Source organism: Rubellimicrobium mesophilum DSM 19309 (genome assembly GCF_000600335.2).
GTDB classification, from domain to species: domain Bacteria; phylum Pseudomonadota; class Alphaproteobacteria; order Rhodobacterales; family Rhodobacteraceae; genus Rubellimicrobium; species Rubellimicrobium mesophilum.
On the sequence record NZ_KK088615.1, the window covers coordinates 21,647 to 42,029 of the forward strand.

Genomic DNA, 20,383 nt, shown 5'->3' on the forward strand with positions numbered 1-20,383 from the left:
GTCCGGCCCCCGCAGGAGATAGGGCGGTTTGCCGTCGGGCCACCCCGAGGGAAATCGTCGGAAACCCGCCCGATCAGCGAGGCGAGACGGGAACTCTCCCGGCGGGAGAGGGCGTTAGGGCAGTGTCGTGCAGGGGAAGGACGAGGCTCCGCATGACGGCCTGGGCCGGGGATGGACAGGAAAAGCGGGACGCCTCCGGGTTGTGCGCGGGGCGCTCCGGGCTAACTGCCGTTCCGCGGGCCCCGGCGCCGGCATCCACGTCCAGCCCGACCCACTGGCCAGAGAACCCGGAACCCACATGACGAGACACCTGTCCAGACAGATCATCGCAGACGTCCTCGCGTCCGAGCCGAGGGAGCGGCCCCAGACCGCCGTGCCGCGGCTGACCTACCTCACGGGATTCGAGGGGACGCAGATGTTCGGCCACGCGACCGACGTGCTCGACACCACCGAGCATACGGTGCGCTACAAGGAGGACCTCAAGCTCCTCGTGGCCGACGGCATCGACACGTTCCGGGCCTGCATCCCCTGGCACAAGATCGAGAGGGTGCGCGGCGTCTACGACTGGGCCTGGACGGACCGCTACCTGGGGTATGTCCGCCGTCTGGGGCTGCGGCCCATCGCCGATCCGCTGCACCACACGAGCTTCCCGCAGTGGCTGGAGCACGGCTTCGCCAACCCGGAGTTCCCGCAGGCCTACCGCGACTTCGTGCGCGCCTTCGCCCGGCGCTATCCCTGGGTCACGGACTACACCGTCATCAACGAACCGCTGGCGACCGCCGTGCTCGCCGGGTTCATGGGCGAGTGGTATCCGCATTGGCGCGACAGGGCGGGGATCGTTCCGATCATCCTCGGCAAGGCCCGCGCGATCTGCCTCGTGACGCCGATGCTGGAGCGGATGGTCCCGAACCTGCGCATCGTCCACGTGGACACCTGCGAGAGGCACCAGGCGCTCGACCCGCAGTCGCAGTACCACACCGACTTCGGCAACGACCTGCGCTTCGTGGTGCTGGACCTGATCCTGGGGCGCGTGGACGAGCGGCATCCGCTCTGGGGGACGCTGGTCGAGCACGGGCTCTCGGTCGAGGAAGCGGCCTGGTTCCGCGACAACCCGGCGCGGATCGACGTCCTGGGGCTCGACTACTACGCGCACAGCGAGCTCGGCTGGAACGTGCATGGGCAGAGCGACGAGTTCCGGCCCGTGGGCTTCAGGCAGGTCGCGCTGGACTACGTGGAGCGCTATCCCTTCCCGGTCATGCTGACCGAGACCAACGTCCGGGGCCGGATCGAGGACCGGATGAGCTGGCTCAAGTACATGGTGCAGGAATGCGAGGCGCTGGTGCCGGAGCTGGAGCGGCGCGGCCTGCCCTTCGAGGGGTTCTGCTGGTACCCCTACCTCGATTCGACGGACTGGTGCTCGCTCTGCCGCCAGCCGGACCGGGCCATCGACCCGCAGGGGATCTACTACCTGGACGGGACCTTCAATCGGAGGGGATCGGAGCTGTCGCTGCTCTACGCGCGCCTCGCGCGGGGCGAGATCGGCTCGGCCGAGCTGCCGGCCTACCGCTTCGAGGAGCCGGTGCTCGACGGGCGTGGCGTGCGGAAGTTCCTGCCGCTGATGGAGGGCTGGGACTGGAGGGAGGGGCAGCCGAGCGTCGAGTGACGGCCCGGCTGCCGTCCGGCCTCAGGCGGCCTTGTCCTGGCGGGTGGGTTCCTCGGCCGACCCGGGCCGCAGGGTCTTCAGCGCCACGGCCCATTTGTGGAGCTCGTCCAGCAGGAGGCGGGCGCCGTCCTGCATCGGCGGGGTGGCCCGGAAGGCGCCATCCTCGGCCAGATGCTGCGGGACGAAGGGCACCGGGACGGCCTGCGGCAGGGGGTGGACGTTCACGTTGACGAGGAGCTGGCGAAGCTCCTGCCCGGCGCGCAGGCCGCCCGAGATGCCGCCGTAGCTCACCACCCCGGCGGGCTTGTAGGCCCATTCCTTGATGAGGACCTGCACCGCGTTGACGAGGGCGGCGGGCGGGAAGAAGTCGTATTCGGGCGTGACGAAGAGGAAGGCGTCCGCCGAGTCGACGCTTTGGCTCCAGCGCCGGGTCGGCTCGTTGGCGTAGGCCTGGAGCCGGGGATGGGCGGCCTCGTCGAGGAGGGGCAGGCCGAAGTCGGCGAGGTCCACCAGCTCCACCTTGAAGGCGCCGTGCTCGGCGGCGACGTCGGCGATCCAGCGGGCGACGGAGGGGCCGACGCGGCCGGGACGGGTGGATCCGATGATGACGTTCAGCTTGAGGGCCATGCCGATTCCTTTCTGGGCGCGGGGCGCCGGGGGTTCCTTGGCCGATACCTGGGCGCGGCGGGGTCAGGGCGCCCTGCGACACGGCGACACGCTTGACGAGGGAGCATGGCGGCCTTGCCCGAAGCGGCGGGCCCGGTCCCTTCGAGATCGGTCTTGTCCCCGGGCCGGGACCGCTAGCTTTGAGCGGGAGCAACCCGAGGAGAGACCGATGACGCCACCATCCCCCCTCCTGACCCTCAACGACGGCCGCACCATGCCCCAGATGGGATTCGGCCTCTGGCAGGTGCCCGAGCGCGAGACGGCGCGCCTGGTCGTGGACGCGGTCAAGGTCGGATACCGGCTCTTCGACGGTGCCGCGCTCTACGGGAACGAGAGGGGGCTAGGGGAGGGGGTGCGCCACGCGGAGGTGCCGCGCGACGACATCTTCGTCACGACCAAGGTGTGGAACGACCGCCAGGGCTATGACAGCACCTTGCGGGCGGTGGAGGAGAGCCTGGAGCGGCTGGTGCTCGACCGGGTGGACCTCGTGCTGATCCACTGGCCGGCCCCGGCGCGGGACCTCTACGTCGAGACCTGGCGGGCCCTGGTGCGGCTGCGCGAGGAGGGGGTCGTGACCTCGGTCGGGGTGTCGAACTTCCTGCCGGAGCACCTCGACCGGATCGTGGCCGAGACGGGGGTCGTGCCGGTCGTGAACCAGGTCGAGCTGCACCCGGAGCTGCCGCAGGGGGAGTTGCGGGCGCGGCACGCGGAGAGCGGGATCGTCACGCAGAGCTGGACGCCGCTGGGGCAGTCGCGGAGCTTCGGGAGCGCGGCGGTGCGCAAGGCCGCCGAGAGGACCGGGGCCAGCCCGGCGCAGGTGATCCTGGCCTGGCATCTGGCGCTGGGCTGCTCGGTCATCCCGAGGTCCACGAAGCCGGAGCGGCTGGAGGAGAACCTGCGGGCGCTGGAGGTGGAGCTGACGCCCGAGGAGGTGGCGGCCATCGAGGCGTTGGAGAACGGGCACCGGACCGGGCCGGACCCGCATACCTTCTCATGAGGGTGGAACCATCGGAGCGGCGGCCCGGTTGACGGGGCGCGACCGGCAGGGAGGCGATCATGGCCAGCGACGAGACACCCGAGGAAGTCCCGCCCGGCACGGTGGGCTCAGGCGAGAACACCTGCCGCAGGTGCGAGGGCACGGGCAGGGTGGACGGGAAGGACTGCCCGGACTGCGGCGGCACCGGGAAGGTCACGACGCCCATCGGCGGCGCGTGAGCCAGGGGGCGGTCGCCCGCCCCCCATGCGGTCAGAAGCCCTGCGCCCAGAGCTCCCGCGCGCGCTGGTTGGCGAGGCGCACGGCCTCGCCCGCGTATTTCGGGTTGCCCCGCCCGTCGAGGATGCCGTTGATCTCCCCGCGCGAGGACTCGTCGTCGGGATCGTTGCCGGCGTCGCGCGTCTGCGTCAGCACGTAGCCGCCGCGCACCACCGGAAGCTCGCCCATGAGGGTGATGAGGTCCGAGAGCTCCTGCGCCCAGGAGTCGGGGTCGCGGTGGATGCGGCCATAGGCAAAGACGCCCTTGGCGGTGCGGTTGAGGAGCGCGCGGCCGCCGATCTCGGACATCACGATGGGGGTTCGGCCGTCATAGCTGTAGTCCGGCGAGTGGAAGACATGGCGGGGGTTCTTGCCCCAACTGCCGGGGGCAGGGAAGCGGGGGATCCGGCCGTAGATGCGGCGGATCAGGTCGTTGCCCGCGTATTCGTGGATGTTGAGCATCAGCCGCTCGGTGTCCACGCGGCTGACCTTCTGCCCCCGCCTGCGGGCGGTGACGACGCGCCAGCCGTCGTTGGCGGCGTAGGGCATCCCGGGAGGCGCCACCTTCTCCGTCGCCTCCGCGAGCTCGAACTGGAAGCCCTCGCGGTGCTTGGGGGTGGCGGGGACGCGGTGGTGGGGGTGCTCGAGGAGGCCCCAGTCCTCGTTGCCGGGAGCGAGGAAGAACACCGATGGGTGGTTCCAGGCATAGGCGCGGACGATGCGCTTCCACTGCTCGACGGCCTCGGCGCGGACGCGGCGGTCGAGGAGGTTGCGCGCGGAGGGCATCTCGATGGAGAGCCAGTAGCCCATCCGGTCCGCGAGCCAGAGGTCGCGGTGGCGCGGCGTGGTCTGGTGCCGCCTCTCGCCGTTGAAGCCCTGCCGGAGAGTGTGCTCGTAGTCGGTGAGGGTATGGGCGTCGGTGGGGGTGTAGAGCGTGTCGGGGTAGATCGCCTGGTTGAGGAGGCCCTGGAGGTAGAAGGGCTGGCCGTTCAGGCGGTAGTAGCCCTCCTTCATGACGAAGTCGCGGAAGCCCACGTAGGTCTCGATCTCGTCGACCGAGCGTCCGTCCCCGTCGAGGAGCGAGAGCGAGCCGAAATAGAGGTTCGGCGTGGCGGTGGACCACACCTGCACGTCCTCGACGCGGCCGATCAGGGTCGCGCGCCCGCCGACGACCTCGCCCCGGAGCGCGATGGCGCTGCCGTCCTCGTGCGCGAGGTGGAGCGCGACCTCGTGGCCCTCGCGGGCGCCGGCGACCTCGACGGTGACGCAGAGGCGGCCCGAGGCTTCGGCCACGACGAGGAAGTCATGGATGCGGCATTCGGAGACGCGCTCGATCCAGACGGACTTCCAGATGCCGGACATGTTGCCGTAGAAGATCACGCCCTCGGCGGCCTGACGCTCCTGCTTGCCCGAGAGGATCGTGCGGGCGCGGGAGTTGTCGCGCGCCGTGACCTCGACCTTGTGAAGCATGGTCGCCTCGGCGGCGAGGCCGCGGGCCAGCACCTCGCGCGGGATGAAGACGCCGATGGGGTCCCAGGCGCCGGTGTGGCGTGCGAGAGGGACGTCGTTCACCAGGATCTCGGCCTCGTGGTCCACGCCTTCGAGGTGAAGGAGCGCACCGGTCCAGTCGGAGGGCAGCTCGAAGGTGGTCGAGTAGCGCAGCACGGCGTCGCCGTCGGGGACGCGGATGCCGTTCACCTTGGCCTGGGGCGCGAACGGAACCTGCACGGGCTCGATGGCGCCGCCGTTGACGGACAGGTTCCATAGCCCGTCGAGCGGCAGCGTCTCGCGCCGCATCCGGGCGGGGTTGGGGGCCGTGTCCCGGGTCAGGACCGGCAGCGCGCTCAGTCCGAAGTCGTCCGCTCGGGTCTTCATGCTCGCCTCGCTCGAGTAGAGGGGACCGGGGTCCCTGGACCGCTTCTTCGGCGGTTCATCGCCTTATATTATGGCGAAATGTGGTCTCTTTGTTGTTTCTTTGGAAACAATCCGCGTCGTCGCGCTTGATTGTTGCCTGTCGGCTTCATCCCAAGCGGGATTGGTCCTGCCGTGTCATGGGAGCCGACCCTCCGGGATTAGTCTGGAACCGGGACGAACCCGATCCGAGGTCGAGATAGCAGGGCAGGAACCACGCCGTCGAGACTTGTCTGCGTCCGGTTCCCTCCGGCTCGCTCACATTTCGGTGTGCGGCCGGTTGGGCCGAAGGCAGGTGTGCGTCCAGGGCGGACCGGGCGCGGTTTGGGCCGGATCATCGCGAAGGCTCATGCAGTTGTCCCGCGACGCGAAATGGGGAGCGGCGGTAGGCTCGGCAACGGGCCTGAGGTCCCGGAGAGCGGCGCTCACGCAGGTGTGCGACGCGATCGCCTAGCCCCCCCTGTCGTTGCCGTTCGCGGCCTCCAGCTCGTCGAGGACGGCCTCCGGGGCCACGTCCTGCTGGACCTCGGCCAGGTCCGCGTCCGCTTCGGTGCGGACCTCCAGCCGGTCGGCGATGGCGGCGACGAGGGTCGCGAGCTTGGTGATCTCGTGCTCCGCCAGGAGGCTGATCTGCAGGTCGAGGTCGGCGCGCTTGTCGGCGCTGGCGGCCATGCGGTTCTGGCTGATGAGCACGAAGGTCGAAAGGAAGATGGCCTCGACGGAGGCCCACATGGCGAGCACCACGAACGACTTGTCCCACCGCGGCACGCCGGGGATCCAGCCGAGGTTCGCCACGATCCAGAAGCCGAAGAAGGCGAGGTGGATGTACACGAAGAGCATCGAGCCCGTGAAGCGGGTGATCGCCTCGGCCACCTTCTCCTGGACCGTCGCCTCGGCCTCCTCGCGGCGCTTGCGGTCGGTGAGCGACTGGATGTTGCGCTCGAGGACCGAGCTCAGGCCCGAGGCGCTGGGCGGGGGCCAGGTCGGGCTGGCCGGGCGACCCGGGATGGGCGTGTCCTTCGCGGTGGCGGTCATCCGTGGTGTCCTGACAAGGCCGGTGGAGAGGTGGTCCGGCACCCTTCAACTGCGCCCTTCCATCCAGTGTTCCCGGATTCTTCCCGCTCCTGCCCGGGAACAAGGGCGTGGCACTGCCGTTGAAAAACCGACGCCAAGTCGTTCAGGAGCTTCCCATGTCCCATGCCGCCCCTCCCCGGCGCCGCGACGGCTGAGGGGCCGTGGCGGTCTGGGTGCAGGCGGGCCTTCGGGGCCTTCTGGGCGGCTCGGCCCTCGTGATCGGGGCGGCGCTGGCCTACATCGCGAACCTGCCCCGCCGGGTGACGGCCAGCATCATGGCCTTCGGCTGCGGCGTGCTGATCTCGGCGGTGGCCTACGACCTGATCCTCGAAGGCTTCGAGCTGGCCAGCTTCCGGCCCATCCTGATCGGGACGGTGGTGGGCTCGCTCGCCTATACCGGCGCGAACTGGCTGGTGAGCCAGGGCGCCGTGACCGACAAGGCGCGGCACCGCAAGCGGTCGGGCGAGCAGCAGACGGATGCGGGCGACGGTGGCGGCCTCGCCATCGCCGTGGGCTCGCTGCTCGACGGCATCCCGGAATCGGTGGTGCTGGGCGTGGGCCTGCTGAGCGGTGGCGGCGTGAGCCTCGCGGTGCTGTCGGCGATCTTCCTGTCGAACCTGCCCGAGGGGCTGTCGAGCGCGGTGGGGATGCGCAAGGCGGGGCGGAGCGCGCTCTACGTCTTCGGGCTCTGGATCGGCATCGCGGTCGCCTCCGGGCTCGCCTCGGCGGCCGGGGCGGCGCTGATGGGCGGGGCCTCGCCGGACCTCCTCGCGATGGTGAGCGCGCTGGCGGCGGGGGCGCTGCTGACGATGATCGCCGACACGATGGTCCCCGAGGCGGTGGAGGGGGAAGGCGGGCTCGCCGGGCTCTTCGTCGTGCTGGGGCTGCTCACGGCCTTCGCGCTGTCCAAGGTGCTCGGGGGAGGGTGAGGGAGGATGCCATGTCGCCGCTCGTGATCGCCGCGCTCGTCGCGCTCCTGGCCCTGGTGCTGGTCCATGTCGTGACGCCCTACCTCAGGTTCCTGGAGGGGACGCCCCGCAGCATCTGGCTCTCGGTCGCGGGGGGCGTGTCGGTGGCCTATGTCTTCGTCCACTTCATGCCCGAGCTGGCCGAGAGCCGCGAGACGGTGGCGAAGGCGGCGGGGGAGCTGGGCCTTGCCGACCGGCACGTCTTCCTGATCGCGCTGGCGGGGCTCCTCACCTTCTATGGCCTCCACCGCCTCGCGCAGACCTCGCGGTCCAGGCGGGAGGGCGAGCCGGTGCAGGGCGGGCGCGGCTCGGAGGGGAGGGCGGAGGCCTCGACGAGCCCCCGGGTGTTCTGGATCCACATGGCCTCGTTCTCGGTCTACAACGCGCTGGTGGGCTACCTGCTGTTCCACCGGGAGGTGATGACGCTGCGGTCGCTCGCCTTCTTCGCCACAGCCATGGCGCTGCATTTCGTGGTCACGGACTACGGGCTCAACGAGGACGACAAGGAGCCCTATCGGCGGATCGGGCGCTGGGTTCTGGTCGCCGCGGTGGTGGCGGGGTGGCTCCTGGGCCTGCTGACCGACGTGCCGGAGGCGGCGGTCGCGGTGCTGACGGCCTTCCTGGGCGGGGGCGTCGTGCTCAACGTCCTCAAGGAGGAGGTGCCCTCGGAGCGGCAGAGCCGGTTCTGGGCCTTCGCCGGAGGGGCGGCGGCCTATTCGGCGCTGCTGCTGGCGCTGTGAGGGGTGCCTCTCCCGAGGGAGGGATCGAGCGGGGTGTCACCTAGGTAACAGACCCGGGGGCGCGAATCGTGCGATCCGGGACCAGCCGGATGGGTTGCCGAGTGAGTTCGACGAGTAGGCCCAGTTTCCGTGTCGTGTAGGTTGGTCCGGTCGGGTTCGCCCGGCGGCGTCGGGATGCGGCGGCATCCCATGTGGGCGCTGCCGGGCACCCGCCGCCCGGGGGCCGCGTCCCCGTTCCCCATGTCTCCTTCATGGCCCCCGGGCGGCCCCTCCCGGGGCCTCAGTCGAGCCCCTCGTCCGGGATGTTGAGGAGCGTCCCGCAGGCCTTGCAGTGGACCGCGTCGGGATCGTGCCGGAGGAGCCCGCAGGTGGGGCAGCGGAAGCGCACCTTGTGGGGCCGGAACAGCACCTGCGCGAGGCGCAGGAACAGCGTGACGCCGAAGATCATGATGAGGACGGTGAGCATCCGCCCCGAGGTCCCGGGGAGGGTGATGTCGCCGAAGCCCGTCGTCGTCAGCGCCGTCACGGTGAAGTAGAGCGCGTCGGCGTAGTTGCCGATGTCCGGGTTCCGCCAGTGCTGGGTCTCGTAGACGACGGCTGTCATCACGAAGATGAAGACGAGGAGGTTGGCGATCGCCATGACCGTCTCCTCGTTGCGGGTGATCGGGCCCTGGCGGTCGCGGAAGTCGTTCAGCATCGTGTAGGTGCGCAGGACCCGCAGCGTCCGCAGCACGCGCAGGAAGCCCCCCGCCTCGCCGGTGACCGGGGCGACCAGCGAGGCGATGGCGACGAGGTCGGCCCAGGTGCTCGGCCGCAGGAATTCGCGCCCGCGGGCGCGGCTGGCGGCGATGCGCGCGACGAACTCGAGGCCGATGAGGATACCGAGGACCACGTCGATGTGCTCGACCAGCGGTGCGCGCGGGGCGAAGGAGGTCGCCACGATGAAGGCCAGCGTGACGAGGTCGAAGATCAGGAGGGCCCGGCGGAAGCGGTGCGCCCGCTCGGATCGGCCTTCATAGAGTTCGCGGAGCGTGGCCAGCATGGACGGGGCGGCTCAGGTCCCCGTCGCCGCGAGGTCCTGCGGACGGAGCGCCCGGGCCAGCTCGCGCGCCCGGGCGAGGCCGGTATGGCGGGCGAGGACCCGCGTCCGGGCCGCCCGACCCAGCGCGAGCGCCTGGCCTTCGGGCAGGGCGAGGGCGCGCAGCACGTCCTCGGTGCCGTGGGCGACGACGAGGGAATCCTCGGGCAGTAGGTCCGAGAGGCCTCGCCAGGGGTCCGAGACGATGGGCGTGCCGCAGGCGGCGGCCTCGAAGAGTCGGACCGAGGGCGACCAGCCCATCCGGCGCATCGCGGCGCGGGTCACGTTCAGCGTGAAGCGTTGCGCGTTGTAGAAGCCCGCGTGGCCGGCGGGGGAAGATGGTCGATCCGCTCGACGTTCGGGGGCCAGTCGATGGTGTCGGGATACATGGGGCCGGCGACGACGAACCCGAGGTCCGGGCGCCGCCGCGCGGGCTCGAGGAGCAGCGCCTCGAGCGTGGGCTGGCGGTCGTCGCTGTAGGTGCCGAGATAGCCGAGGTCCCAGCGCTTCGCGGCCGCGGGATCGGACTCGTAGGCCGTGGGGTCCACCGAGCAGTAGAGCGCCTCGGCGCGCCTCACGCCGCGCTCCCGTTCGAGGTGGTCGAGGACCTCGCCACCGGAGAAGGAGAGATAGATGTCGAAGAGGGGAAGCTGGCGGGCGGCCACGTAGTCCTCGCGCCCGGCGTCGAGGGCGGCGAGGGTGACCGGCGTGTCGATGTCGTAGAAGCAGAGCTGCCGGGGGCGCATGGCGGCCAGGCGGTCGATGAGCTCGATTCCGTCGGGGACATAGGATCCGACGATGACGGCGTCCGCCGCACGCAGCCTGGCGCGGTGCGCCGCCAGCATCCCGCCGAGGTCGTCGTAGAGGTCGAACTCGCAGAAGTCGGGCTCGGGCAGGTCGCGGTTCGGCCCGGAATACCAGGGCACGTCGCGTTCGAGGAAGAGGACCCGGTGGCCCTCCTCGCGGAGCCCCTTGAGGAGCGCGCGGAACGTCGTCGCGTGGCCGTTGCCCCAGGAGGAGGAGAGCGAGAGCCCCAGGATGACGATGTCGAGGGGCGGCGTCACTCGGCGGCCTCCCGGCGGGCCTGCGCCTGGAACAGCGCGTCGGCCTGCGCGGCGCGCTGGTCGTAGGTGTGGTGAGCGAGGACGCGCTTCAGGGCGGCTTGGCCGATCCGCTCGGCCCGCTGCGGCGTGACGGTGCGGACGAGCTCGGCCACGTCCTGCCCGTCGCGGGCGACGAGCACCTCCTCGTCGGGCTGGAGGAACAGCTCGATCCCCTCCCAGGCGTCGGTGACGAGGCAGGCGCCGGCGCCGGCGGCCTCGAAGACGCGGGTGGCGGGGGAGAAGCCGTTCGACGCCATGCTGTCGCGGGCGACGTTCAGCACCATGCGCGGCGTGCAGTTGAGCGCGTTGTGATCGGCGGTGGGGACGTGTCCGATGGCCCGGACGTTCGGGGGAAGGTTCGAGCCGGGCCAGCCGTTGCCGCCGAGGAGGAAGCTCCGGTCGGGAAGGCTTGCGGCGGGTTGCAGGAAGAACTCATGCACGCGCGCCTCGCGGTCGGGGAGGCGGTTGCCCAGGAACGCAAGGTCGCAGGCGAAGCGCGGGTCCGGCGGGACGGGGTGGTGGGTGTCCGGGTCGAGCGCGTTGTAGACGGGCACGCATTCGCGGGCGCCGAAGCCCTGGTAGGCAGCGACCACCGGGTCGCCGCCCCCATAGGTCAGGACGAGGTCGAGCGAGGGCAGCATCCGGCGGAGCGCATGGTCGGGGGAGTCGCGCATCTCGGCCAGGGTGGCGGGGGCGTCCACGTCCCAGAAGACCTTGAGGGCATCGGGGCGGGCGGCGGCCATCACCTCCTGCAGGATGAGGTCGTCCTCGAAGCCGACGCCCGATGCCTTGACGACGATGTCGTGGCGGGCGGCCTCGGCGGCGACCTTCCTCAGCGCGTCGACGGTGCCGTCGTAGACCACGACCTCGGCCCACGCGGGCGGGTCGATGTCGCGGTTCTTCTGCCGGTCGTAGACGTCGGGCTCGTAGAAGGTCGTGCGGTAGCCGCGCTTCGCCAGCGCCCGGATCATCCCGCGATAGTAGGTCGCCGCCCCGTTCCAGTAGGCCGAGAGGAGCGACGAGCCGTAGAAGGCGATGGTCTTGGTCATGCGGTCTTCCTTGCGGGGGCGCGCAGATCGGAGAGGATGCCCAGCAGCTCCTCGACCCGGTGGCGGCAGGTGTGGCGGGCCTGGATGGTCTCGAGGCCCCCGGCGGCCTGCTCGGCGCGCAGCGCGGGGTCGTTGACGAGCGCGCGCAGGTGGCTCCGCATCTCCGCGCCGTCCTTGGCCCAGAGGAAGTCGCCGGGGCGGAACAGGCCCTCGGCGTCGTCCCAGGGGGCGGAGACGAGGGGGATGCCGCAGGCCAGCGCCTCGAAGGGGCGGATGGTCGGGATGCCGGGAAGCTGCTCGACGTAGGGGCGCCGGGGGACATGGACGGTCACGCGGCGGCGGGCGAAGGCGCGGGGGACCTCGGCATTCGGGATCCAGCCGCCATAGGCGATGTCGGCCTCGGAGAGGGTGCGGAGCGCCGTCTCGGGGTAGCGGACGCCACGCACGCTGGTCCGAAGGTGGAGGTCGCGGGCGGGCCCTATCAGGAACTCGTAGAGCTCGGCCGTGCGCTCGTCGTCGCCCCAGTTGCCGATCCAGATCAGGTCGCCCTCCTCGGGCTCGCCGGGCATCGGATGGAAGAGCGCGTCGTCGGCGGCCTCGTGCCAGGTGAAGACCTGGCGACCCCAGCCGGCCTTGAGGTAGCGCTCGCGGAGCGCCTCGCCGAAGGCGAGGATGCCGTCGTAGCCGGAGAGGTCCATCGCCTCGATGTCGCCCTCGGCCGAGACGGCGCGGTGGTGGGTGTCGTGGAAGAGGAGCGTGAAGCGGCCCCCGCGTTTCCGCGCCGCACCGATGCGGGCGACCAGCGCGGGCTCGGTCCATTCGTGGACGACCACCACGTCGGCGGCGTCGAGCACGGCCTCGTGGTCGAACTCCTCGGGGTAGATGCGCGTGGCAAGCTTCGGGAAGTCGCGGTGGAAGGCGGCGACGGCCTCCTCCCCCCGGTCGGCGACGAGGTTCTCGCGGCTCCAGGCGCCTGCGGGCTCCAGCGCCAGCGCCTCGTGGCCGCGCCGGAGGAGGTCGCGCATGATGCCGCGCAGGAAATGGGCGTTGCCGTGGTTCCAGTCCGAGATCAGGGAATGGGTATAGAAGAGGAAGCGCATCTCACCTCGCGGGGACGGGGACGAGCCCTTCGTAGAGCGACAGCATGGCCTGGGCCTGCGCCTCGGCCGTAAAGCGGCGGGAGCGCAGGCGCGCGGCCTCGCCCAGGCGCCGGCGCTGGTGCGGGTCGGAGGCGAGGCGGTCCAGCGCGACGGCCAGCTCCTCCGGGTCGCCGGGCGGGACGAACCAGGCGACGTTGTCCCAGAGCTCGCGGAACGTGGGGATGTCGGAGAGGACCAGCGGCAGGCCCATCCGACCTGCCTCGGCCACCGCGAGGCCGAAGGGCTCGTAGAGCGAGGGCGAGACGAAGATGCCCGCCTCCCGCATGAGAGCGATGGCCTCCGCGTGGGGCAGCTCGCCGTCGAGCCGGGCGTTCTCGGCGGCGAAGGCCGCTCCGTTGGGGCCGTGGGTCGGGCCGAGGAGGCGGACCGGCCAGTTCGTCAGATCGGCCGCCGCGTCGAGGACCCGACCGCCCTTGCCCTCGTCCCACCAGCGACCGGAGGCGATGACGATGGGCTTCTCGGGCAGGCGCGTGGGCTCGGGCGTGGTGACGGCGTTGAGGACGACGCGGAGCCGGGGCAGGGGGCCGTAGCAGGCCCGGAGCGCCTCGCCGTGCGACTGGGACGGGGCGACGATCAGGTCGGCGCGGGCGAGGCCGCGGGCGTTCAGCTCGCCCTGCCACTCCCAGCCGGGAGGCAGGCCCGAGTTCCGGACGGCACGGAACCAGGTGGTCACGCAGGAATGCGAGACGACGAGAAGCGGCCTGTCGGTCTCCAGCCCCGCCGCCTGGGTGGGCATGTTGACCTGGAGGAGGTCCACGCCGTGCCGCCGCGCGGCATCGTCGATCAAGCCGGGCACGCGGGCCAGGGCGGATTCGTCCTGCACCAGCCAGTCGAGCGGCGCGTCCGCCCAGTCGAGCTTGCCCAGCACCTCGGCCTCGGCGCGCTGCGCCGGCGAGGGTGGAGGGCCGAAGCCCAAAAAGACGGTCTCCACGCCGGCCGGGCGCAGGGCCCCCGCGAGGTCCATCGCGTAGCGCCATACCCCCCCGACCGAGTCGAGGGTCATCAGGAGACTGAGTCTCTCGGTCATGCGCGGATGCGCTCGGGCTCGGGCGCCGCGAGGCCGGGGCGGTTGGCCCTCAGCCAGTCCGCGAGGCCCTGGAGCCCCTCGCGCCAGCCAGTGCGCGCCTGCCATCCGGTCTCGGCCTGCAGCCGCGAGGTGTCGGCCACGAACCAGAGCTGGTCGCCCTGCCGCCAGTCGCCGAAGGAGACGGGCACGTGCCGCTCCGCGACCCGCTCGATCTCGCGGAGGAGGCCAAGGAGGCTCACGGCGTTCCGGGGACCGCCGCCCAGGTTGAAGGCGCGGCCCTTGAGGCGGCTGATGTCCTTGAGGACCGTCCGGTAGGCCGCCACCGCGTCCGAGACGTGGAGGATGTCGCGCACCTGCCTGCCGTCGCCGTAGAGGGTGATGCCTTCGCCCGAGAGCGCCCGGATCAGGAAGTGGGCCACCCAGCCCTGGTCCTCGGTCCCGAATTGGCGGGGGCCGTAGATGCAGCTCATGCGGAGCACCGCCGAAGGGATCCCATAGGATCTAGCGTAATCGAGCACGTACTGGTCCGCGACCCCTTTCGAGCAACCGTAGGGCGAATGGAAGTCGAGCGGCCGATCCTCGCCGATGCCCTTGGCGCGGAGCGTCTCGTCGGCGGGGAGGTGGCGGTCGGCGGCCTCGGCCATGGGCAGGTCCGAAAGGCAGCCGTAGACCTTGTTGGTGGAGGCGAAGAGGACGGGGATGGGACGGCCCGTCGCCCGCACGGCCTCCAGCACGTTCAGCGTGCCGCGCGCGTTGACCTCGAAGTCCGCGAGAGGATCGGCGAGGCTCGTCGTCACGGCGGTCTGGGCGGCGAGGTGCACGACGGCCCCTGCCTCGCGCATGGCGTCGCGCAGGGCGTCCTCGTCGCGCAGGTCGGCGGTCACCGGGTGGACGCGGTTGCCGTGCCGGGCCTTGAGCCAGTCGAGGTTCTGCTCGACGCCGGGGCGGGAGAGGTTGTCGAGGACGAAGACCTCGTGGCCGTCCTGAAGGAAGCTGTCGGCCAGGTTCGAGCCGATGAAGCCCGAGCCCCCGGTGACGAGGACCGGCCCGCTCACGACACGAGCCCCCGCTCCTGGAGCTGGCGCTGCATCTCGGCGCCGCGGTCCACCACGGCCTCGCCCCGGACCCATTCGACGAACTCGTCCAGGGAGTCCTCGAGGCGATGCTTCGGCTCGAAGCCCAGCAGGTCGCGCGCCTTGGCGATGTCCGAGAAGCAGTTGCGGATGTCGCCCGAGCGGGACTTGCCCAGGATCTCGGGCTGGAGATGGGGCAGGTTCATGGCGCCGGCCAGGAGGCGTGCGACGCCGGAGATGGTGTAGGCCTGACCGGACCCGACGTTGAACAGCTCGCCCTTGGCCTCGGGCCTCTCGTAGGCGAGGCGGAAGGCGTGGGCCACGTCGCGGACGTGGACGAAGTCGCGCCGCTGCTCGCCGTCCTCGAAGATCGTCGGCCGCTCGCCCGAGGCGAGGCGCGAGGCGAAGTTGGCCAGGACCCCGGTGTAGGGATTGGAGAGCGCCTGCCCGGCCCCGAAGACGTTGAAGAGCCGCAGCGCCACGGCCTCCACGTCGTAGGCCTCGCCGAAGATCAGGACCTCGCGTTCCTGCGCGTATTTAGTCAGCGCGTAGATCGAGGCGAGGTCCACGCGCTTGTTCTCGTCGGTCGGCCGGGGCGTCAGGGGCTCGCCGTCCGGGCCGGTGGGGTTCCAGCGCCCGGCGCGGACGTCCTCGGGGCGGCGGCGGATCGTCTCCAGCAGGCGGCCGTCGGGGGTGGCGTAATAGCCCTCGCCATAGACGCTCATGGAGGAGGCGACGACGATGCGCTGCACGGGGTGGTCGAGCATCGCCTCGAGCAGCACCGCCGTGCCGAGGTCGTTGGCGCCCACGTAGCGGGCGATCTCGTACATCGACTGCCCGACGCCCACCTCGGCGGCGAGGTGGATCACGCCGTCGCAGCCCTGGATCGCCTGCCGCATCCGGTCGGCGTCGCGGACGTCGCCGCGCACGACCTCGGCGCCCTCGGGGAGGTGAACTTGGGAGACGCCGTGCACCTGGTCGATCATGGCATCGTAGAGACGGACCTCGTGGCCGTGCGCCAGCATCTCCTCGGCGACGTGCCGCCCGATGAAGCCGCAGCCGCCGGTAATGAGTACTTTCGTCATGGGGACCCCTGCCGTGACGCCCGTTCGCGCCCGTGGTGCCCAAACTCCGGTGAGCTACTAAGGTTCCCGAAGACGTGACGCAGCGCGCCGGACGGGACCCGGGCGCATTCCGCCCTATCACTCATGGGAGAGCCGGCGCCGACCAGCTCGCTCAGGACGAAGCGGGGCCGTGCGGCCCCGGAACGCAATCCCTGCCCGGCGGTTTCCCTTGCTCGAGCCGCGCGGGCCGCCGAAAGGAAGTCGCCATGCGCCGATGCCTGCCCTCCTTCCCCAGCGTCCCGGAGGCGTCCCGATGAGCGCCGGGATGCGCGCGGCGCGCATCGTCGGGCCGGGGCAGGTCGAGGTGGTGGACCTTGCGTTGCCCGAGCCCGGGCCCGGCGAGCTCCGTGTCCGGCTGGAGGGCTGCGGCGTCTGTGCCTCGAACCTCGAGCCCTGGGCGGGACCCGACTGGATGCAGTTCCCGACCGAGCCAGGGGGCCTCGGACACGAGGGCTGGGGCGTGGTGGACGCGGTGGGGGATGGCGTGCAGGGGTTGGCGCCCGGGGACCGGGTCGCGGTCCTGAACCAGCACGGCTACGCCACCCACGACGTCGTCCGGGCCGAGCAGGCCGTGCGGCTCCCTCCCGGGCTCGCCGGTGTTCCCTTTCCCGGCGAGGCGTTCGGCTGCGCGGTGAACATCGCCCGCCGGAGCCGGATCGAGCCCGGGCAGACGGTGGCGGTGATCGGCATCGGCTTCATCGGGGCCGCCGTCACCCGGCTTGCCGCGCAGGCCGGGGCCACCGTCATCGCCATCTCGCGGCGGGACAGCTCGCTCGCGCTGGCGCGCGAGATGGGGGCGGCGCACACGATCCCGATGCAGGACCACTGGGGCATCATCGAGGAGGTCCGGCGCGTGACCGACGGGCGGATGTGCGACGTGGTGGTCGAGGCAGTGGGCAAGGAGTGGCCGCTCAACCTCGCCGGCGACATCGTCGCCGAGGGCGGGCGGCTGGTGATCGCGGGCTACCACCAGGACGGGTCCCGGACGCTCAACATCGGCGGCTGGAACTGGCGCGGTCTCGACATCGTCAACGCGCACGAGCGCGACCCGCAGGTCAACCTGCGCGGCCTGCGCGAGGCCGTCGAGGCCGCCGCGAGCGGACGGATCGCACCCCCGGCCGCTGGTCACCCACCGCTTTCCCCTGGAGCGGCTCGACGAGGCGCTGAACGCCACGCGGGACAAGCTGGACGGCTTCGTGAAGGCCTGGATCGCCTTCGATTGAGGGCCGAGAGCCCGAGGGCGGAACGGCTCGGTCAAGGGAGGATCGTCGCGCGGGCCGCGTCGGCCAAGCTCCGCCCGTCCGGCCCGCCGCCGTTTCCCCTCGCTCCATCAACGGGTTGATTCAGGGAACTTAGATCTAGGTTCTTCGTTCAAGCTTCCGTGCGCGGCCCGGGAGGCCCGTGGCGGAGGACCGCCGCGAGCGGCGGGCCGCATGACGGCGCGATCCGCGCCCCCCAATCGAGGTGCTCATGGCCCGCAAGGAACAACTCTCGTCGGACCTGAAGACCACCCGCCCCCGTCGGGTCCTCCTTGCCGGCGGGGCCGGCTTCCTGGGCTCCCACCTCGCCGAGCGTCTCGTGCGGGAGGGGCACGAGGTCATCTGCGTGGACAACCTCCAGACCGGGCGGCTGCCGAACCTCGCGCCGCTGATGCGGGAGCCGCGCTTCTCCTTCCACCGGCACGACATCGGGCAGCCCCTTTCGGTCGACGGCCCGCTCGACGAAATCTGGAACCTCGCCTGCGCGGCCTCTCCGCCCCAGTACCAGCGCGATCCGCTCCACACCTTCCGCACCTGCATCCAGGGGAGCCTGAACCTCCTTGAGCTGGCGCGCGAGAAGGGCGCCCGCATCCTCCAGGCCTCGACCTCGGAGGTCTACGGCGATCCCGAGGTGACGCTGCAGGCCGAGAGCTACCGCGGCTCCGTGAACACCTGGGGCCCGCGCGCCTGCTACGACGAGGGCAAGCGCGCCGCCGAGACGCTGTTCTTCGAATACGAGCGGATGGGCGTCGAGGTGCGCGTGGTCCGCATCTTCAACACCTACGGACCGCGCATGAGCCCCGAGGACGGGCGCGTGGTCTCCAGCTTCGTCTGCCAGGCTCTGGCGGGCGAGCCGCTGACCATCCACGGCGACGGCTCGCAGACGCGGAGCTTCTGCTACGTGGACGACCTCGTGGAGGGCCTCGCGCGGCTGATGGCATCGGATGCGAAGGGACCCGTGAACATCGGCAACCCCGGCGAGTTCACGGTGCGCGAGCTCGCCGACATGGTGCTGGAGATGACGGGTTCGGACAGTCCGGTCGTCCACCGGCCCATGCCTCAGGACGACCCTCGGCAGCGCCGCCCCGACATCTCGCGTGCGCGGGACGAGCTGGGTTGGGCACCGACGGTCCCCCTGGCCGAGGGGCTCGCGCGCACGATCGCGCATTTCCGCGAGGCGCTGGCCGAGGGCAAGCGCCAGGAAGCGCGGGCCGGATGAGCCGCGGGGGGCCCGCGATCCGCAGGGCGGGCTTCGGCTCGCCATGCTCCACCGGTCCCGAGCGCGGGGCAGGCCGAGGCCCGTCCTAGGACCCTTCGAGCTGATACCGAGCCAGCTCGTCGTGGATCGCGCCCTTGGGCCGCAGCGTCGAGCGCCAGAGGCCGAAGTCCGTGACCATGAAGGGCGGGGAGGGAAACCCCTCCCAGCGCGACAGGAAGCGCGCCAGCCGTTCGTGCTCCGGAGGGCCGGAGCGGTCGAAGCGGGCCAGCGTGACGTGGGGGCGGAAGCGACGACGCTCCAGCGGCAGCCCGGCGCCATGGAGCGCGGGCAGGATGCGGTCGTGCAGGGCCTTCACCTGGGTCGCGTCCCTGATGCCCGCCCAGAGGACGGTCGGCTCGCGGTTGCCGAAGGTGCCGAGACCCGAGAGCCGCAGCTCGAAGGCCGGGAAGCGGATGCCCCCAAGCGCGTGATGCGCCGCCTCGATGAGATCGTCCGGCTGCTCGCCCAGGAAGGCGAGGGTCAGGTGCATCTGGTCGGGATCCACCGGCTTGCCCAGCGGCATGGCCTCCTGCAGCGCCTCCAGGGCGGAGATCACCGGGTCCGGCAGGTCGATGGCGACGAAGGCGCGCATGGGCTTGGTGTGGCAGGCCTGCGTGGCACGAACAAGTCAGAGGCCGAAAGGCCAGGTCTCGGGCGTGCGGCCGGTGTGGTGCTCGGGCTCCAGCGGCGTCACGGCGGTGGTCTCGTCGAACCAGACCCAGCCGTCGAACTGCCGGGGCAGGACCGCCTTGGCGTAGTGGCTCGCGAGCTCCGTCTCGGGCCGGTAGATCACGCCGATGAACCTCTCCAGGCGGGGCTCCTCCAGTCGCCGCCGCAGGTCCTCGTCGCGCTTGAGGTCGAGGAGGAAGCGCGGGATCCCGGCATCGTGCGAGACCCGCTCGTAGCTCCCCTCGCGCGAGGGGCGGACCTGCTTCACCTCCATGTCGCCGTCCCAATGGGTGGCGGCGGCGACGATCCCGGCGTGGGTGCCGAAGCCGATCAGCGCGGCCTCGTCCTCCCACCATTGTCGGCAGAGCTGGCCGATGTTCAGCTCGCCCCGCCGCATCCCCATGTCGGTCGCCCGCGCGTCGCCGATGTGGGAGTTGTGCGCCCAGACCACCGCGCGCGACTGCGGCCCCCGGGACTCGAGGATGCTCTGGAGCGTCTCGAACATATGCGAGTCGCGCAGGTTCCAGCTCTCCGCGTCGCCGTGGTACATGATCCGGTAGTAGCGCTCGGCCGCCGCCACGAGGCGGGCGTTCCTCTCCGCGTCGAGGAAGCCCTCGCCGTCCTCCGCCGCGTAGGCGAGGCGCTTCTCCAGCAGGTCGCGCCACTGCTGCACGACGGGCTTCTCGCAGCGGCGGTAGCCCTCGGTCAGCACGGCCCGGCCATATTCGGCGGGCTCGCCGTGCCAGGGCATGAGGCAGCCATAGCGCTCGCGCGCCACGGAGGCCGCCTCGGGGTCGATCTCGTCGAGGTAGCTCAGCACGGAGCGGATCGAGGCGCTCATGTTGTAGATATCGAGGCCGTAGAACCCCGCCTGCCGCTCGCGCGGGCGGTTCGCGTTGAACCCTCGAAGCCAGTCGAGGAAGGCCGCGACCTCGGTGTTGCGCCACATCCAGGTCGGGAAGCGCTGGAAGGGCGGCTCCTCTCCGTCCCGGCGCGGACGATGACGGACATGGGCGTCGAGGACCGCCGCATCGGGCCAATCGGCCTCGACCGCCACCACGTCGAATCCATGATGCTCGATCAGGTGCCGGCTGATCGCCGCACGGGCGCGGTAGAACTCGGCCGTGCCGTGGCTCGCCTCGCCCAGGAGCACGACGCGCCGGTCGCCCCAACGATCGAACAGACGGCCGAAGGCGGGGTCGTCCAACGCGGGCAGGGGCTCGGCGGCCTCCGCGATCATCTCGGGGAGGGTGCGGGTGCGGACGGGATCGGCGGCGTGGCTCATGGCGGCGTCTCCTTCGGGCGCCGA

General features: G+C 71.3%; 20 protein-coding genes. 7 read left to right on the plus strand and 13 right to left on the minus strand.

Features of this window, described 5'->3' with window-relative positions; all coding sequences use genetic code 11:
• The first annotated feature begins 298 nt into the window (after nt 1-298).
• The gene (locus RUMESO_RS20300) at nt 299-1,663 is read left to right on the plus strand and encodes a glycoside hydrolase family 1 protein (protein WP_037283049.1); all 1,365 of its coding nucleotides are present in this window, start codon (nt 299-301) and stop codon (nt 1,661-1,663) included.
• 21 nt (nt 1,664-1,684) lie between these two features.
• Here RUMESO_RS20300 and RUMESO_RS20305 read toward each other — a convergent pair whose 3' ends face one another.
• The gene (locus tag RUMESO_RS20305) at nt 1,685-2,290 is read right to left on the minus strand and encodes an NADPH-dependent FMN reductase (RefSeq protein WP_051521547.1); all 606 of its coding nucleotides are present in this window, start codon (nt 2,288-2,290) and stop codon (nt 1,685-1,687) included.
• Nucleotides 2,291-2,498: 208 nt separating this feature from the next.
• Between RUMESO_RS20305 and RUMESO_RS20310 the strand changes: the two genes are divergently transcribed.
• Nucleotides 2,499-3,326, plus strand: coding sequence for an aldo/keto reductase (locus RUMESO_RS20310; protein WP_037283051.1), 828 nt, complete (start codon nt 2,499-2,501; stop codon nt 3,324-3,326).
• 59 nt (nt 3,327-3,385) lie between these two features.
• The gene (locus RUMESO_RS25930) at nt 3,386-3,544 is read left to right on the plus strand and encodes a hypothetical protein (RefSeq protein WP_169791214.1); all 159 of its coding nucleotides are present in this window, start codon (nt 3,386-3,388) and stop codon (nt 3,542-3,544) included.
• A gap of 31 nt (nt 3,545-3,575) precedes the next feature.
• Here RUMESO_RS25930 and RUMESO_RS20315 read toward each other — a convergent pair whose 3' ends face one another.
• The gene (locus RUMESO_RS20315; protein ID WP_037283054.1) at nt 3,576-5,456 is read right to left on the minus strand and encodes a glycoside hydrolase family 2 protein; all 1,881 of its coding nucleotides are present in this window, start codon (nt 5,454-5,456) and stop codon (nt 3,576-3,578) included.
• Between the two features lie 486 nt (nt 5,457-5,942).
• Nucleotides 5,943-6,527 (minus strand): DUF1003 domain-containing protein, encoded by a 585-nt coding sequence (locus RUMESO_RS20320; protein ID WP_037283057.1) that lies wholly within the window; start codon nt 6,525-6,527, stop codon nt 5,943-5,945.
• Nucleotides 6,528-6,727: 200 nt separating this feature from the next.
• Between RUMESO_RS20320 and RUMESO_RS20325 the strand changes: the two genes are divergently transcribed.
• On the plus strand, nt 6,728-7,495 hold the full coding sequence (locus RUMESO_RS20325) for a ZIP family metal transporter (RefSeq protein WP_037283060.1): 768 nt from the start codon (nt 6,728-6,730) through the stop codon (nt 7,493-7,495).
• A gap of 11 nt (nt 7,496-7,506) precedes the next feature.
• Complete coding sequence (locus tag RUMESO_RS27515; protein ID WP_037283063.1) at nt 7,507-8,274, plus strand: hypothetical protein; 768 nt, start codon at nt 7,507-7,509, stop codon at nt 8,272-8,274.
• A gap of 280 nt (nt 8,275-8,554) precedes the next feature.
• Here the strand turns inward: RUMESO_RS27515 and RUMESO_RS20335 are convergent, their stop codons facing one another.
• From RUMESO_RS20335 to RUMESO_RS20365, 8 genes are read right to left on the minus strand one after another with little or no spacing between them, the layout of a single operon-like run.
• Nucleotides 8,555-9,316: a potassium channel family protein gene (locus RUMESO_RS20335; protein ID WP_037283066.1), complete on the minus strand. Its 762-nt coding sequence runs from the start codon at nt 9,314-9,316 to the stop codon at nt 8,555-8,557.
• A gap of 12 nt (nt 9,317-9,328) precedes the next feature.
• Nucleotides 9,329-9,721 carry a glycosyltransferase family protein gene (locus tag RUMESO_RS27520; RefSeq protein WP_425414937.1) on the minus strand — a complete coding sequence of 131 codons (393 nt, stop codon included), beginning with the start codon at nt 9,719-9,721 and terminating at the stop codon, nt 9,329-9,331.
• Nucleotides 9,640-10,416 carry a CgeB family protein gene (locus RUMESO_RS20340; RefSeq protein WP_245639357.1) on the minus strand — a complete coding sequence of 259 codons (777 nt, stop codon included), beginning with the start codon at nt 10,414-10,416 and terminating at the stop codon, nt 9,640-9,642. The genes RUMESO_RS27520 and RUMESO_RS20340 overlap by 82 nt, the downstream gene beginning before the upstream one ends.
• A complete protein-coding gene (locus RUMESO_RS20345) occupies nt 10,413-11,504 on the minus strand; it encodes a CgeB family protein (RefSeq protein ID WP_037283068.1) in 1,092 nt (363 codons plus the stop codon). The genes RUMESO_RS20340 and RUMESO_RS20345 overlap by 4 nt, the downstream gene beginning before the upstream one ends.
• On the minus strand, nt 11,501-12,604 hold the full coding sequence (locus RUMESO_RS20350; RefSeq protein ID WP_037283071.1) for a CgeB family protein: 1,104 nt from the start codon (nt 12,602-12,604) through the stop codon (nt 11,501-11,503). The genes RUMESO_RS20345 and RUMESO_RS20350 overlap by 4 nt, the downstream gene beginning before the upstream one ends.
• 1 nt (nt 12,605) lies before the next feature.
• The gene (locus tag RUMESO_RS20355) at nt 12,606-13,691 is read right to left on the minus strand and encodes a glycosyltransferase family 4 protein (RefSeq protein ID WP_037283074.1); all 1,086 of its coding nucleotides are present in this window, start codon (nt 13,689-13,691) and stop codon (nt 12,606-12,608) included.
• A complete protein-coding gene (locus RUMESO_RS20360; protein ID WP_245639358.1) occupies nt 13,688-14,746 on the minus strand; it encodes an SDR family NAD(P)-dependent oxidoreductase in 1,059 nt (352 codons plus the stop codon). The genes RUMESO_RS20355 and RUMESO_RS20360 overlap by 4 nt, the downstream gene beginning before the upstream one ends.
• A complete protein-coding gene (locus RUMESO_RS20365) occupies nt 14,743-15,849 on the minus strand; it encodes an NAD-dependent epimerase/dehydratase family protein (protein WP_037283077.1) in 1,107 nt (368 codons plus the stop codon). The genes RUMESO_RS20360 and RUMESO_RS20365 overlap by 4 nt, the downstream gene beginning before the upstream one ends.
• Before the next feature lie 292 nt (nt 15,850-16,141).
• Here RUMESO_RS20365 and RUMESO_RS20370 point away from each other — a divergent pair, with 292 nt between their 5' ends.
• Together RUMESO_RS20370 and RUMESO_RS20375 are read left to right on the plus strand one after the other, a co-directional pair.
• Entirely contained in the window at nt 16,142-17,230 is a 1,089-nt protein-coding gene (locus RUMESO_RS20370; protein WP_245639359.1) for an MDR/zinc-dependent alcohol dehydrogenase-like family protein, read from the plus strand.
• A 128-nt stretch (nt 17,231-17,358) separates the two neighbouring features.
• Nucleotides 17,359-18,366, plus strand: a complete 1,008-nt coding sequence (locus tag RUMESO_RS20375) for a UDP-glucuronic acid decarboxylase family protein (RefSeq protein WP_051521549.1) — start codon at nt 17,359-17,361, stop codon at nt 18,364-18,366.
• A gap of 85 nt (nt 18,367-18,451) precedes the next feature.
• Here RUMESO_RS20375 and thpR read toward each other — a convergent pair whose 3' ends face one another.
• The gene (gene thpR / locus RUMESO_RS20380; protein ID WP_037283079.1) at nt 18,452-18,997 is read right to left on the minus strand and encodes an RNA 2',3'-cyclic phosphodiesterase; all 546 of its coding nucleotides are present in this window, start codon (nt 18,995-18,997) and stop codon (nt 18,452-18,454) included.
• Nucleotides 18,998-19,033: 36 nt separating this feature from the next.
• On the minus strand, nt 19,034-20,359 hold the full coding sequence (locus RUMESO_RS20385; RefSeq protein ID WP_245639360.1) for an erythromycin esterase family protein: 1,326 nt from the start codon (nt 20,357-20,359) through the stop codon (nt 19,034-19,036).
• Between the last annotated feature and the right edge of the window lie 24 nt (nt 20,360-20,383).